At 50.9% G+C, this 15267-nt stretch carries 10 protein-coding genes; all 10 read left to right on the plus strand.

The window, feature by feature from the left end; genetic code table 11:
* The first annotated feature begins 449 nt into the window (after positions 1-449).
* The 10 genes from DVH26_RS11665 to DVH26_RS11710 all read left to right on the plus strand — a co-directional run bounded on the left by DVH26_RS11665 (position 450) and on the right by DVH26_RS11710 (position 15249).
* Positions 450-1496, plus strand: a complete 1047-nt coding sequence (locus tag DVH26_RS11665) for a glycoside hydrolase family 88/105 protein (protein ID WP_239633855.1) — start codon at positions 450-452, stop codon at positions 1494-1496.
* 236 nt (positions 1497-1732) lie between these two features.
* Positions 1733-4078, plus strand: a complete 2346-nt coding sequence (locus tag DVH26_RS11670) for a helix-turn-helix domain-containing protein (protein ID WP_239633856.1) — start codon at positions 1733-1735, stop codon at positions 4076-4078.
* Positions 4079-4375: 297 nt separating this feature from the next.
* Positions 4376-5281, plus strand: a complete 906-nt coding sequence (locus tag DVH26_RS11675) for an ABC transporter permease (RefSeq protein WP_481857603.1) — start codon at positions 4376-4378, stop codon at positions 5279-5281.
* An 18-nt stretch (positions 5282-5299) separates the two neighbouring features.
* Positions 5300-6184: a carbohydrate ABC transporter permease gene (locus tag DVH26_RS11680; RefSeq protein ID WP_239633857.1), complete on the plus strand. Its 885-nt coding sequence runs from the start codon at positions 5300-5302 to the stop codon at positions 6182-6184.
* Positions 6185-6338: 154 nt separating this feature from the next.
* A complete protein-coding gene (locus tag DVH26_RS11685) occupies positions 6339-7883 on the plus strand; it encodes an extracellular solute-binding protein (protein WP_239633858.1) in 1545 nt (514 codons plus the stop codon).
* Positions 7884-8106: 223 nt separating this feature from the next.
* On the plus strand, positions 8107-8808 hold the full coding sequence (locus DVH26_RS11690; protein ID WP_239633859.1) for a DUF1961 family protein: 702 nt from the start codon (positions 8107-8109) through the stop codon (positions 8806-8808).
* Positions 8809-8812: 4 nt separating this feature from the next.
* Positions 8813-9505, plus strand: a complete 693-nt coding sequence (locus tag DVH26_RS11695; RefSeq protein ID WP_239633860.1) for a rhamnogalacturonan acetylesterase — start codon at positions 8813-8815, stop codon at positions 9503-9505.
* The gene (locus DVH26_RS11700; RefSeq protein ID WP_239633861.1) at positions 9463-12135 is read left to right on the plus strand and encodes an exo-rhamnogalacturonan lyase family protein; all 2673 of its coding nucleotides are present in this window, start codon (positions 9463-9465) and stop codon (positions 12133-12135) included. Before DVH26_RS11695 ends, DVH26_RS11700 begins: the two co-directional genes overlap by 43 nt.
* Before the next feature lie 110 nt (positions 12136-12245).
* Positions 12246-13583: an ABC transporter substrate-binding protein gene (locus DVH26_RS11705; protein WP_239633862.1), complete on the plus strand. Its 1338-nt coding sequence runs from the start codon at positions 12246-12248 to the stop codon at positions 13581-13583.
* 160 nt (positions 13584-13743) lie between these two features.
* Positions 13744-15249 (plus strand): spore germination protein, encoded by a 1506-nt coding sequence (locus tag DVH26_RS11710; protein WP_239633863.1) that lies wholly within the window; start codon positions 13744-13746, stop codon positions 15247-15249.
* The last annotated feature ends 18 nt before the right edge of the window (positions 15250-15267 follow it).

The raw sequence follows: 15267 nt of genomic DNA on the forward strand, positions 1-15267 counted from the left end.
GTGGGCTAAGACTGAATTATGTGATATGGTACAGCCTTATATCGACACGTTTCTTGGCAAGGAAGTCTTAAGCATTACAAAATAGTACAAACGCGTTTTGCTCCGTAAGCAAAAGAGTGCGATTGTAAACCAGCTCTCGTTCGAATAAGGTGGAAGCAGGCAAGATGCGGTTAGTAAACACAACGGCAGTTCGCTTGGAACTGCTTTGTGCTTCGAGAAACCATTTCAAAATTTGTACAAGAGTAGGTGTGGGAATGTCCTGGAGGAGTTTACGTCCGCCTTTGAAATCTGTGAAAATACCTTTAATTCTAATCGAATTCACAGGTTTCAACAGCGGCCGGAGGGGCATCCCACACCGGAGCGTGCTATCAAATTACGACATACCGGTTTTCTCAAAGCACGGCAGTTCCAAAGAACTGCCCCACAGCACAAGGAGAGGAAGATACAAGTTGCCATTACTACAATTTGACGAACAGCTTATTAAAGAAACCATCGACCGGATCGTACATCGTACGAGCAATATGGATTTCACATGGGACTGGCCGGCAGGCGTTGCCTTCTACGGGATCAGCCGCGCTTACGCCGCTACGAAGAACGAGGCGTATTTAGAGATTATGACCCGCTGGGTCGATGAGCAGCTCGAAGAGGGGATTCCGCCGCTTACCGTGAATGCGGTATCGATCGGCCATACGCTGCTGAGCCTGTATGAGGAGACGAAGCAAGAGAAATATTTGGAGACGGCCATCGAAATGGCGGAGCATTTGAAGAACGATGCGGTTCGTTTCGCCGACGGCATTTTTCAGCATACCGTATCCCAAAATTACTATTTCCCGGAGCAGGCGTGGGTCGACACGATGTTCATGGCCGGCTACTTCCTGATTAGGATCGGAACGCTGCTGGGCCGCGAGGATTACCTGGAGGACGGGCTGCTTCAATACCACGGGCACGAGAGATTTTTGCAAAATGCGGACACGAATCTGTATTTCCACGGCTGGGATCACACGGTGCAAAACAATATGTCGGCCGTCTATTGGGCGAGAGGCAACAGCTGGGCGGCTTATACGATGGGACAAGCTCTGGCTATCGTCGAGGTTACGCATCCGTCCTACATGAAGATGTACGATTCCCTGAGAGACCAGCTTAGCACAGTCGTACGTTTGCAGGCGGAAGACGGACTGTGGCATACGGTGCTGAACGATACGTCCGCCTATACCGAAACCTCCGGTTCGGCTGGCCTGGCTGCAGGGCTTGTCCGGTTCAACGAAGCAATCGGATCGCCGCTGTATAACAAGCAGATTCAAAAAGCGATCGCAGGCGTGCTTGGACGCGTAAGCGCCAACGGAACGGTAACAGGCGTCTCCGCAGGAACGGCAGTCATGAAGGATGCGGAAGGCTACAAAGGGGTTGCGCATCAACGAATTCAAGGCTGGGGACAAGGACTTGCGCTTGTATTCCTGTCATCGCTGTTGACGTACAAATGGAAAGATAACGAATAATTTTCCATCAAATCCTGCCGTGATAATCCGAGTAGAATAGTGTATATTAAAAACCTACGACTTTCGTAGGTTTTTCTATTTTTCTGGAAATCAATCATTTTCAGACATCATAGATTATTTTTCAAAATAAAACGGTTGAAAACAAAAACAAATAAAGGTATGTTTATAATGCACATGTTTGTTTTGCGATATTTCATTATTTAACAGATAGATTCTACTATATGGCTTGGTGGTGAATGGCATTGTTCGGTTCGATCAAATCACGGCTTGGCAGCTGGGGATCTCATTTTTATGGCGGCAAAGGAACACATTACCGAAAAATGCTCATCATGATCCTGCTGATCGCCAGTATCCCTGGTTTAATTACAGGCGCGATCATATACTGGTTCGTCGGCGGCCGGATTGAGAATGAACTGCTGCAGCTGCATAAAAATCAAATTATCAAGAGAGCGGAGAACATAGACGGACAGTTCGCCAACATGGAGCTTTCGATGTCTCACGGCGCTCTGGATACCAAATTCGATTACAGTCTGAAGGAAGTGGACTTCTTTCGTCAATTTTCCATAAGCCGCGATATTTCCAAAACGATAGTACTGATGCAGGGCGCTATGCCGCTGGCCAAACGGCTCGATTTGTATATCGACGGCATGCTGCCGGTCCATTTCAACCCGGAAATCAGTGTAACAAGCGAGAATACGGCGGAATGGAACGAATTTAAGCAGCTAAAGGATAACGGTCCGAACGTGTATTGGACGAACGTGTCCTCTCTTAGCAAAAATCCGGATGACAAGGATTTGGCCCTCGTTCATAAAATTCCTGGCGGCACCTCCGAGCCGTTCGGCTTGATGGTCGCCCGGCTGGATCACGATAACGTCGTTTCATTGCTGAAAACGGTTGCTCCCTACGATGAAGGCGAAGCCTTCATGATGCAGGAGGACGGCAGCATCCTTGTTTCGACGGGGGAGAAGAGCGATGCTTCTCCATTGATCGAAGCCGTTAAGCAGGAGGTGCTGAGCAAACATTTCCAACAAACGTCCTTTTTGTTCAAATGGGAGAAGAATACGTATTCCGTTTCCGCCGGCGCGCTGGAGAGGATCGGAAACAAATGGATTTACGTATCCATTGCGCCAACAAGCGCGATCAAACGGCCGATCGTGTTTATGTCCCAAGCCATCGTCCTAGTAAGCTGCGTAGGATTATTGCTGGCCGCGGTGCTGGCCTGGATAGCTTCCAGACGAATTTATTCCCCGGTCAATCAGCTGGTTCGGCTGTTAAGCGGCGGCAAATCGACCCAAGGCAATGAATTCGAGCTGATCGAGAAGCATTGGGAGCATTTGAACCGCGAAAGTCTGGAGCTGCAGAGCAAGCTCGCGAATCAGCTGCCGCAGGTGAAGGAAGGCTTCCTGCTCCAATTGATTCAAGGCTATTTGACGGCGTATTCCGAAGAAGATTTGATCGACCGCATGAATCATTACGGCTGGAATACGGCCGACAGGCAGTATAGCGTGCTGTATATTCAATTAATCGGCATGACGCAGCTTGATACCGTAGGGCGTTTTTCCCATGGGGACGAAGGACTGATTACGTTCGCGGCGGCCAATATGGTGGAGGAGCTTGCCAAAGAACGGTTCGAGGATTGCCATGTCATTAACTTCCACGATCTGACCGTCGGATTGCTCGTCAGCATGCCGCGCGGACAAGCCTATAAAACGGAAATGTACCAATTAAGCGATACGCTGATGCAGACGATCAACCAAATTCTCAAAATGCAGGTGACCATTACTTTAGGCAAAGCGACGCCTTGCGTAAGAGAAATTCCACTGTTGTTCGAGGAATCCAAGCTGGCCCTCAGCTACCGCAACTTCGGCAACGAGAATCAGATCATCGATCTGGAGGCGCTGAGCAAGATGGAAGAGCAGCAGCCGTTCCAGTACCCGTTCTCGCTGGAGAGGGAAATCATTCAGTCGATGCGGATGGGGCAAGAAGAAGAGACGGACCAGCACATTCAAACGTTCATGGAAGCTCTGACGGCGGGAGGCGCCAAGGAGATGGACGTGCAGCAGGGAATCATGAATTTGTTAGGGTCTCTGGAGCATGCCATCATGCAGTCGGGGATGAATCCGAACCAGCTGTTCAAGTCCTCGAACATGTTCGAGCAGCTGTCTGCGCTGAAGGAACCGGAGCAAATCCGGGCATGGTTCATGAATAAAGTGATCCGTCCGTTCATTACGGCCATGGAGAACCGCGCCGACTTCCAGCTCAAGAAGATGATCGAGCAGGCGATGCTGTATATTCAGGCGAACTATATGAGCGATATCTCTTTGGACAGCTGCGCAGAGCATTGCGGCACGAATGCTTTCGTCATGAGCCGGACGTTCAAGCAGGTGTCCGGCAAAAACTTCATCGATTATTTGACCGATCTGCGGATGGAGAAGGCCAAGGAAATGCTGCGCAACTCCGAGCTGAAAATCAACGAAGTGTCGGAGAAGGTAGGCTATCAGCACAGCTATTTCAACCGTATTTTCAAAAAGTACGAGGGTGTCACTCCAAGCCAATATCGTGAGATGAGCCGCAAGGCATAACGCTAAAAACCCGCTCTGTGAGCGGGTTTTTAGCTCCTTATCAAGAAAATAGTAGTTCTGCAAAAGAAGCGCAACCGCCCTAAATCTCCGAAACAAGAATGTCTAATTGCAAACAAATGGCCCATGCAACACAATGTGGCTATAGCACAACCGAATGACGAATCGAGTCGAAAGAGAGCGTTGTACATCGGAAAATGTCGTCACCGGAATTAGACTTTTGAATCAAGGAGTGAAACTATGGGGCAAACAACTATGACTGACAGCATCCGTATGCGGGAGCAAAATAAGGACAGCGCGATGTCGCGATTCCTCAAAAGACTGAAACGGGACAAATGGATGTATATTCTTCTGCTTCCCGGCTTGTTATATTTCGCCATCTTTAAGTATGTTCCCATGTGGGGCGTTCTTCTTGCCTTTAAGAACTACCAGCCTTTTACAGGCTTCATGAACAGTGAGTGGGTAGGGCTCGACCATTTCCGCGACTTCTTCCAGAACCCTGACTTTCCAAGACTGCTGCGCAATACGCTGCTGCTGTCGTTCTACAACCTGGTCTTTTTCTTCCCGGCGCCTATCGTTATTGCGCTGATGCTTAATGAGATTCGCAAAGACTTCTACAAACGGACGATCCAAACCCTCATTTACGTTCCGCACTTTATTTCGATGGTTATCGTCGCCAGTATTTCCTATGTGTTTTTAACGACGGAAGGCGGTATCGTCAACAGCCTGCTGGAGCAGTACACGGGCCAAAAAATCGATTTCCTCTCGAACCCGGACTGGTTCAGACCGCTTATCATTCTGCAAACGATGTGGAAAGAGTGCGGCTGGGGAACGATTATCTTCCTGGCGGCATTGGCCGGAGTCGATACGGAGCAATATGAAGCCGCTATCGTGGATGGAGCCAACCGTTGGCGCCAAATGTGGCACATTACCTTGCCGTCGGTACGCAGCACCATAATTATTTTGCTGATTCTTCGCGTAGGGGATGTTCTGGAGAACGGCTTCGAGCAAATTTATTTGATGACGAACGCCCTGAACCGGGAAGTCGCCGACGTATTCGACACCTACGTGTATATGATGGGGATCACGCAAGGCGCATTCAGCTACAGTACGGCAGTCGGCTTATTCAAGTCGATCGTAGGCGTCATCCTAGTGTTTACAAGCAACTATTTGGCCAAAAAATTCGGTCAATCGGGCATTTATTAGTAGAGGAGGCCGAACACTATGGTCAGACATCAAAAAACCTTGCTTGGCAATTTGTTTGACGGATTGAACTATACCATTCTCGGACTGCTCGGGATTATTACCATCCTGCCGTTCCTGTATGTTATCGCCGGATCGTTCGCGTCGGAAGCGGAATTGACTCAAAGATCGTTTTTCCTCATTCCGAAGACGTTCTCGCTTTCCGGATATCAGTTTATTTTCTCCTCGGACACGTTATTCCGAAGCATTCTCGTATCGATCTACGTGACGGTCATGGGGACGCTGGTCAATCTCGCATTTACAGTAACGATGGCGTATGCGCTGGCCCGCCGCGATTTGATGGGGCGCAATACGATCTTGAATCTGGTTCTGTTCTCGATGCTGTTTTCGGGCGGGATGATTCCTACTTATCTGGTTGTTAAAAACCTAGGTTTGCTCGATTCCTACTGGGCATTGATGCTGCCGGGAGCCATTAGCGCATTTAACCTTATTGTCGTCAAAAACTTTTTCCAGGAGCTGCCGCCGGGTCTGGAAGAAGCGGCAAAAATCGACGGCTGCACGGAGCTCGGCGTGTTATGGCGGATTGTACTGCCTTTGTCCAAGCCGGTCCTCGCCACCTTCGGCCTGTTTTACGCGGTAGGCCACTGGAACAACTTTTTCACCGCTTTGCTGTACATTAACGATCCCGAGAAATGGCCGCTGCAGGTTATGCTTCGACAGCTCGTCATGCTCTCCCAGGGCAACATCGGGGATATGAGCCAGCTCGATCCGACCTTCGTGCAGCCGCCGGAGCAGACGATCAAAATGGCGGTTATCGTAGTCGGTACGATTCCGATCCTGCTGGTGTATCCGTTCCTGCAGAAGCATTTTGCCAAAGGGGTTCTTATCGGATCGATCAAAGGCTAATAAGAGTCGGCATCGCAAGTATGAAACAGGGTTTTCTTTCACATGGCTAATAGGAGCCGGCGTTACAATTATTGCCTGACTATCTTAGAGAGTCGACTCCGGCCATGCGAGTATCCATATATAACGTTTACTAGATAAAGGGAGGCAATGATTCATGAAATCCAATAAGAAAGCAATGAAACGATTGGTAAGCGGTGTAGTGATCTCCAGTATCGCTATTACAGCAGCAGGCTGTGGCAACAACAAGGCTCCTGAAGCCAGCAATGGGGGTGGAGCAGCACAAGGCCCTGTCGAGCTTAGCATTATGCTCCCGGCCTTTAAGCCTACATTTCCAAAGGACGGCAGCCCGGTAGTAGCTGAGCTGGAGAAATTCACGAACTCGAAAATTCACCTGGAATGGGTTCCGGATTCCTCTTATGCCGACAAAATCAACATTACGCTCGCATCCGGCAAGCTGCCGACCATCATGGTTATTAAGGATAAGACGGCAAGCTTCATCAATGCCGCAAGATCCGGCGCCTTCTGGGAAGTCGGCCCTTACTTGAAGGACTATCCGAACCTGAGCAAAGCGAATTCGATCGTATTGAACAACATTTCCGTCGACGGCAAAGTATACGGCATCTACCGCGCAAGACCGCTCGGGAGAAACGGTATCGTATACCGCAAAGAGTGGCTGGATAATCTTGGAATGCAAGAGCCGAAGACGATTGACGACTTTTACAACATGCTGAAAGCCTTTACAACGAAAGACCCAGACAAAAACGGCAAAAACGATACGTACGGCATGGTTATTTCCAAGTACAACGGGCCTTTCGAGATTATGCAAACCTGGTTTGGCGTGCCTAACAAATGGGGTGAGGATGCAAGCGGCAAGCTAGTTCCGGCCCATGCGACACCGGAGTATTTGGAAGCTCTGAAGTTCTTTAAAAAGCTGTATGACGAGAAGCTGATCAATGCGGATTTTGCGGTTATGGATTCGAACAAATGGACCGATCCGATTGTTAACGGCCAAGCCGGCGTCATGGTCGACGTAACGGACAACGCGGCAAGGATCGACGATAAGATTCATCTGGCATTGCAGCAAGCGGGCAAAGACCAGAAGGACAAATATTTCATGGATATTTTGGGCTCCGTATCCGGTCCTAAAGGCAACCGCGCGCTTCCGACTTCCGGATATGCCGGTATGGTAGCTATCTCCAAATCGACGGTGAAAACCGAAGCCGAGCTTCGTCAAGTGCTTAACTTCCTGGACAAGCTGAACGAAACGGAAGCGCAAAACCTGGGCTTCAACGGGATCGAAGGCAAGCATTACAAGAAAGTAGAAGGCGGCATCGAGCCTACCAAGGACACGGCTTTGATGGATCAGGAAGTCAGCGGCTTGAACCAAATGTTCATGGGTATTCCTGAGAACCGTTACCTTGAAGTCGTTCAAACGCCGGTTCGCAAAAAATCGAACGACGTGCAAAAAGCGAACGAATCCATCGTCGTGCCTAACCCTGCAGAACCGCTTGTATCGAACGTATACGCTCAAAAAGGACCGCAGTTGGATAACATCATCAACGATGCCAGAACGAAGTTCATCGTGGGACAAATCGACGAGGCGGGCTTCAAAGCGGCTGTAGAGCTGTGGAAGAAGAGCGGCGGCGACGACTATGTCAAAGAAATCAACGATCTGTATGCAGCTTCGAAAAAGAAATAATTCACTCCGGGCTGTGTTGTGAGACACAGCCTCTTTTTCTGCATTTTTTAGGGGAAAAGCGCCCTGCGGCGCCCGCTTAAGCTGTTGACAGCAGCTGGATGCAAGGAAGTGAAAATCGCTGCAACAAAGTCTAAGGCCGGATGACGGCCGTCACAAGAATATCCAATGGCTGGAAAACAGCCCGTCAAGTACAGTAAAGCAATAAAGCAAGGAGGAAGGCAATATGGCAGCTCAAACGGAGACCGCACAATGGAAGCTGGGAGAACAGCTTTATCAGAATCCATTGTCGGGCGAACACGATGTAAGTGATTTTATTATGGAAGGGCAGGCGGCCATCAGCTTTCCGCAGCGAAGAATGAGAATGGAGAACGTGCTCGATCCGAAGCTGGGTCAGCAGGCGAACTTCGTCTTCTGGTGTCCGGTCGAGTTCCCGGATTCGATTGCGATTTCCTGGGATTTCTGGCCGATCCGCGAGCCCGGGCTTTGCATGACCTTTTTCTCCGCCAAAGGGGCTAACGGAGAAGATTTGTTCGATCCGTCGCTGGCGGAACGAACAGGCATTTATCCGCAATATCATCACAGCGATATCCATGCGTACCATGTATCTTATTTCCGCCGGAAGGAAGCGGACGAACGCAGCTTTCATACGTGTAATTTGCGCAAAAGCTACGGCCTGCACCTGGTAGCGCAGGGCGGAGACCCGATTCCTTCGGTTCAGGATGCCGCCGGTCCGTACCGTATCCAGCTTTTGAAATGGAAAGATGAAATCGTATTCAAGATCAACGACATGATTGTGTTTCGATGGCATGATGACGGAACGGCATACGGCAAGAGGCTGGAGGGCGGCAAGATCGGATTTCGCCAGCTGGCTCCGATGATCGGGGAGTATGCCAATTTAAGCGTTCATGCGCTGGAGAGGGGATAAGCTTGTGTCAAGACCGACTCGAATTTATATAAGCGGAGATTCGACAGCCGCGAACTATCCTGCCGAGCAGTCTCCTATGGCCGGATGGGGACAAATGCTCCCCGAGCTTCTCCAAGGGGAGATTGCGGTATTCAATGAAGCTTCCTGCGGCAGAAGCTCCAAGAGCTTTCTTGACGAAGGCCGTTTGAACCCCATCGCCGAATCGATACAGCAAGGCGATTATTTGTTCGTTCAGTTCGGGCACAACGACCAAAAGCAGGATGCCGCGCGGCATACCGATGCGGATACGACCTATTTGGACCATTTGATGCAATATATTGCACTCGCACGTAAATCCGGAGCCACACCCGTATTGTTCACATCGGTAGCGAGAAGACACTTTAATGCGGATGGAGAGCTGGTCCCTACCCACGGGGCTTATCCGGAAGCGATGAAAAGGCTCGCGAGAGAGCAGCAAGTACTGCTGGTGGATTTGGAAGCGAAGACCGAAGCGCTGTACCGCGCTTTGGGTCCTGAGAGCTCGAAGAAGCTGTTTGTCTGGCTTGAGGCGGGACAGCATCCCAATTATCCCAAAGGAGTACAGGACAACACGCATTTTAACGAGTACGGAGCAAAAGAAGTGGCGGGGCTCGCGGTTGCCGGGCTGGCCGAAGTATGTCCTGCATTGCGTCCATTTGTGAAATCCATACAAAGCTAACAGTTAAAGGAGCGAACGAAACAGTGACTATACAAGCAGATCAAATCAAGTTGAAATGGCTGGGTACAAGCGGGCATGTACCTGATGGAGCGGGCGTTACCTGGGGAATTCCGTGGGCGGAAGGGGTTCTGCAGCGCAGCGAATCGCTGACACTGCTCGGAACGGATGGAGAGGAGCTTCCCGTACAGACTTGGCCTACGGCGTTTTGGCCCGACGGAAGCGTCAAATGGTCCGCGCATGCGGTATCCATTGCAGGGGAGCGCTCCGATACTTATTCCATTGTAAAAGGCAAGGCCGCCGCTGCGGCTGAATCCGTTGCAGTAACGGAATCGGACGATACCATTACCGTAGATACAGGCAGCATCATCTGCCGTTTGAACCGTGAAGGAAGCTCGCTGATCCGCTCGATTCACCGTGAAGGATCCTTGGTATGCTCCGACGGTAAACTGCAGTGCATCCGGGAGGAGCGTCATACCACCTCCGGGATGAAAACAACGAAGGAGCATCATTTTACAAGCCGGATTTCCAAAGCTGTTGTCGAGCAGAACGGCCCGATCCGCGCCGTTGTACGCATCGAAGGCAATCATAAGCTGAACACCGGCGTGCGGGAATGGATTCCGTTCACGCTGCGGCTTTACTTTTATGCGGGACAGCATACGATCAAAGCGCTTCATACGTTCGTATTCGACGGCAACCCGCACATGGACTTCATCAAAGGGATCGGTATGACGTTCCGCGTACCGATGCAAGGGCCTTTGTACAACCGTCATATCCGCTTTACCGGAGACAGCGGGCTTTTCGCCGAATCTCCGAAGCATCTGATGACTTTCCGGACCAACGGGAAGTATCAAGAGATTTTCAAACGCCAGACGGCTGGTGAAAAGGTAGGGTTCGACGCGGAGGAAGACGAGCGCTTCATCGGACTGATCGAGGAATCGGCCGTATGGGACAGCTTCAAGCTTGTTCAAGGCACCGCCGATTCCTATACGATTACGAAGCGGACGCAGGAAGGCTGCACATGGCTGCGCTCGGCGTTCGGACAGCGCTCGCTAGGAACGGTCTATGCCGGCGGAGAAAACGGAGGATTGGGCGTAGGCGTCCGCAACTTCTGGAAAAAGTACCCTTCGTCCATGGAGCTTCATCATACGTCCAAGGACGAAGCGGAAATGACGGTATGGTTCTGGTCTCCCGACGCCGAACCGATGGATTTGCGCCATTATGACACGACGACGCACCTTCAGTCTTCCTATGAGGGCTTCGATGAAATGCGCAGCACTCCTTACGGCATCGCGAACACAAGCGAGCTGGCGATCTGGTGCTACGACCAGACCCCTTCTCACGAAACGTTGTATGCAGCGGCATTGGAGTGCCAGTCTCCATCCCTGCTTGTATGCGAGCCTGAATACTATCACGAAGTCAAAGCGTTCGGCGTCTGGAGCCTTCCGAATCACAGCACGCAAGCCCACGCCCGGCTGGAAGACCAACTGAACGCCGGCATCGAGTTCTACAAGGAAGAGATCGAGCAGCGCCGCTGGTACGGGTTCTGGGACTTCGGCGACGTCATGCACGGCTACGATCCGACGCGTCATGCTTGGCGTTACGATATCGGCGGCTGCGCATGGCAGAATACGGAGCTCGTGCCGAACATGTGGCTCTGGTACATGTTCCTCCGCTCCGGCCGGGAAGACATCTTCCGCATGGCGGAAGCGATGACGCGGCATACGAGTGAAGTCGACGTGTACCATTTCGGCGAATACGCGGGGCTCGGCTCCAGGCACAACGTCGTTCACTGGGGCTGCGGCTGCAAGGAAGCGCGGATCAGCATGGCTGGCCTGCACCGCTTTTACTATTACTTGACTGCCGACGAGCGGATCGGGGATATCATGGACGAGGTGACCGATTCCGATTATACGACGGTGCATCTCGATCCGATGCGCTATTACTTCCCGAAAGACGAGTATCCGACACACGCCCGTGTAGGTCCGGATTGGGCGGCGTTCAGCTCCAACTGGATGACCCGCTGGGAACGCTACGAGGATACAGGATATCGTGACAAGCTGCTTACAGGCATTGAAAGCTTGAAGAACATGCCGAACCGGATGAAAAATCTCGCCGTTCACGGCTACGATCCGAAAACCGGCAAGCTGTACGACATGGGCAACAATGCCGGAGGCCACTTGGCTATTTGCATGGGCGGTCCGCAGGTTTGGATGGAGCTCGCGCTGATGCTGAAGGACGCCGAATGGCAGAGCATGCTCGTGGAGATCGGCGAATTCTATAATTTGCCGCGGGAAGAGAAACGCCAGAAGCTGGCTGGCGATCTGGGCAACGGAGGCTATGCGTGGCCGATGTTCTCCACTGGCATCGCAGCCTATGCAGCGTTCCACAACAAAGATGAAGCCTTGGCTAAGCTAGCCTGGGACATCCTGCTGAACGACGAAGTAGGAAAGGTCACCCTGACGGAAATTACGAAGCCTGTTCCAACGCTTGAGTATATACGTCCGATCAAGGAAATCCCTTGGATCGCAACCAATACGGTCTCGCAATGGTCGCTGAACGCCATCGTTTGCCTGGAGCTCATAGGCGATGCGCTGGTCAACGCGGAAACCGTTGCGGCAGTTCACAACTAAGACAGCCTAGATGAAACACAAAAGCTCGTTGTGATTACCGGTGCGGGCTTTTGTGTAAATCTTTACTGTAATATTTTCTTATTTTTGGATGATTTAAGGGGGATGTTTCAATGAAAAAGAAAATGGCAGGCACCTTGGCCGCATTGGCGGCGGTAAGCATGGTGGGCACCGCTTGCGGGGGCAACAATGGAAGCGGTCCTGCAGGTGCGACGCAAGAGCCCAAGGAGGCAGCGGTAAAGGAAAACAAAGAGCCGGCCGAGCTCGTATTCTACTCGATGAGCCGCGATTCCGAGGCCAGCTTCAACGACCGATACGGCGATGCGATCCGCAAGAAATTCCCGAACTACACCATCAAATACATACAAAGAGCGCAAGGAACCGATCTGCCGGATTTGATCAATGCAGGCACACGAATCGATATTCACTGGGATTCCATCGGCTCGTTTCCGTCCAGCAACATGGTATACGAGCTCAGCTACGATATGACCGATTTGCTCAAAAAGCATCAGGTGGACTTGAGCCGCTTCGAGCCTTCCCTAATCGACGTCATGAAGCAGCTGGGCAACGGTGCAATCTATGGTCTGCCCGTATATAACGAGCGCATGGCTTTGTTCTACAACAAGGACATCTTCGACAAGCTGAACGTTCCTTACCCGAAGGACGGCATGACGTGGGTCGAGCTGAACGAAATCGCCAAGAAGCTGAATGTCGAGAAGGACGGCATCACGTATACCGGTTTTTCACCGTCGGTAAACCATCTGTTCCTTGTTAACCAATATTCGCTGCCGTTAATTGATAAGAATAAGCGCTCCACCATTACGAACGAGAAATGGAAGCAAGTATTGGACCTGCAGCTGATTCAGCCAACGAACAACCCGGTGTACCAGAAGGCGATGGCTAACAACAAAGGGAAAATCCTTGATTTGAATTTCTTCGCGAAGGAGCAAACGACGGCGATGTACATCTCCTCGCCGGTTATGCCGCAAGTAATGAAAGAGGAGCTGTCCAAGTTCAACTGGGATATCGTCTCCGCACCGACCATGCCGGATATGCCGGGAGTAGGACCGCAATCGTACCCGGGCTATTTTGCCATTACGAAGATGGCCAAGGACAAGGACGCCGCCATGGAAGTGCTCAAATATTTGACGTCGGACGAATATCAAATGGAATACTCCAAGAAAGGCATCATGACAACGTTGAAAAACGAATCGATCCAAAAGGCGCTCGGACAAGAAAGCGCTTTTAAAGGAAAGAACTACGCAGCCTTCTTCTACAACAAATTCCCAGCCATCGCCGACAAATCGGTTGCGGAAAGCCAGGTTCCGATTCTTGGCACCTACACGAAAAACTTAAACAAGGTTTCATCGGGTGAAATGGATATCAATACGATGATGAGAACCGCCGAGGAAGAAGCGAATAAATTATTAGACGGATTGAAGAATAAATAATCGTTGCTTAAACAGACGCCTCTGAGCTGATTGCTCAGGGGCTTTTGTCATTGTCTCAAGAGGACGCAAAGACAGCAGGGCGAAGGCATTGGATGCATATCATTCCCATTTTGAGAAATGATAACAAGACCAAGGAACCATAGGAAAAAGGGGGAGCGAGATGGATAACAAGCAACCCGGTAACCGTACGGATGACGCCATTTCTTGCAGCCTGTACCAAAATTACGAGCGGCTGGACAAAGCGTTCGCCAACTGCTCGGATATTATCATAACCCGGTACCGTTTCGGTCCCCGATTCGAATATGAGTCCATCGCTGTCTATTGCGAGAGTCTTATTGATTCGCACAAAGTGAACTTTCTGCAAACGGTTCTGCAGGATTTGTCCGAACGCGAGAACAAGCCTATCGAAGCTGTAAATATCGAAGAGGTGAAGCTGTTCTTCAGCAGGCAAGGCGTGTCAACAAGACCTGCTGTCGTATGGACCCATTTCCCTGAAACGGTACATGCAGTGCTCAACGGGGAGGTTGTCATTTTTCTGGACAGCTGGGAATTTGCCCTTGGTTTCCCTGCTTATGCAGTAGAGACGAGACAAGTCGGCGAACCGATTAATGAACCCGTTGTCCGCGGCCCGCATGACAGCACGGTCGAGAGCATAACCAAAAATATCGGTGTTCTAAGGTCGCGGCTGCGGGACTCCCAATTCAAAATCCAGACCATCACGACCCAAGGCCAGACTAAATCGGTGGTAGCTTACGGGTATATGGACGGAAATGTGAATCCCGAAACATTGGCTGAATTCAAACGAAGAATCGTCCAGGTTCAAGATTTAAATATTTTGGAAACGTCATATGTAGAAGAGCTTATCGAGGATTCGACCTATTCGCCGTTTCCCCAGTATCGATATACCGAGCGGCCGGATGTTGCCATATCGGCACTGCTTGACGGCAAAATCATTGTTCTGGTGTCCGGAACGCCCTCCATTCTTATATGTCCCGGCCTGTTCGTTGAGTTTCTGTCAACAAGCGAGGATTATTATGAACGTACCGTTTACTCAACGCTCGTTCGCACCATCCGGTTCGCCGCTTTTTTCATGGCGCTTACGCTGCCGAGTCTTTATATCGCTTTTTCGACGTATCATCCCGAATTGATCCCGACGGTATTATTGCTCGCCATTCTCGATACAAGGGAAGGAATTCCTTTTCCCGCTTATCTGGAGGCCCTCATCATGGAGTTTTTCTTTGAGATCATGAGGGAAGCGGGCATTCGTCTGCCAAGACCCGTAGGCTCCGCCGTCAGCATCGTGGGAGCGCTTGTCATAGGACAAGCTGCCATTCAAGCAAAGATTGCATCGCCGATCATGGTTATCGTCGTAGCGCTTACAGGGATCGCCTCGTTCTCAATGCCGCAATACAACCTGGGAATTACCGTAAGGATACTGCGCTTCCCTCTCATGATATTTGCGGCGACGCTTGGTGTTTTCGGCCTGATGATCGGATACTTGCTTATTCTGCTGCATTTGACTGCTTTGAGATCGTTAGGCCAGCCTTATTTGTCAGCCTACGCTCCGCTGCATCCCGGACAGCTGAGAGACGTGCTGATTCGCGCTCCGTTAAAGTATTTGCTCCGCTCCTCGCGTGTCCGCAGGATGGGCGGCGGGCGGCGTTAGATCAACCGGTAGATGGAA

Origin of the sequence: Paenibacillus sp. H1-7, assembly GCF_022354825.1 — a bacterium.
GTDB lineage: Bacteria > Bacillota > Bacilli > Paenibacillales > NBRC-103111 > Paenibacillus_S.

Coding starts and splice junctions, on each gene's coding strand:
- DVH26_RS11670 (WP_239633856.1), top strand. CDS start 1,733: ATGGCATTGTTCGGTTCGATCAAATCACGGCTTGGCAGCTGGGGATCT.
- DVH26_RS11675 (WP_481857603.1), top strand. CDS start 4,376: ATGTCGCGATTCCTCAAAAGACTGAAACGGGACAAATGGATGTATATT.
- DVH26_RS11680 (WP_239633857.1), top strand. CDS start 5,300: ATGGTCAGACATCAAAAAACCTTGCTTGGCAATTTGTTTGACGGATTG.
- DVH26_RS11685 (WP_239633858.1), top strand. CDS start 6,339: ATGAAATCCAATAAGAAAGCAATGAAACGATTGGTAAGCGGTGTAGTG.
- DVH26_RS11690 (WP_239633859.1), top strand. CDS start 8,107: ATGGCAGCTCAAACGGAGACCGCACAATGGAAGCTGGGAGAACAGCTT.
- DVH26_RS11700 (WP_239633861.1), top strand. CDS start 9,463: ATGTCCTGCATTGCGTCCATTTGTGAAATCCATACAAAGCTAACAGTT.
- DVH26_RS11705 (WP_239633862.1), top strand. CDS start 12,246: ATGAAAAAGAAAATGGCAGGCACCTTGGCCGCATTGGCGGCGGTAAGC.
- DVH26_RS11710 (WP_239633863.1), top strand. CDS start 13,744: ATGGATAACAAGCAACCCGGTAACCGTACGGATGACGCCATTTCTTGC.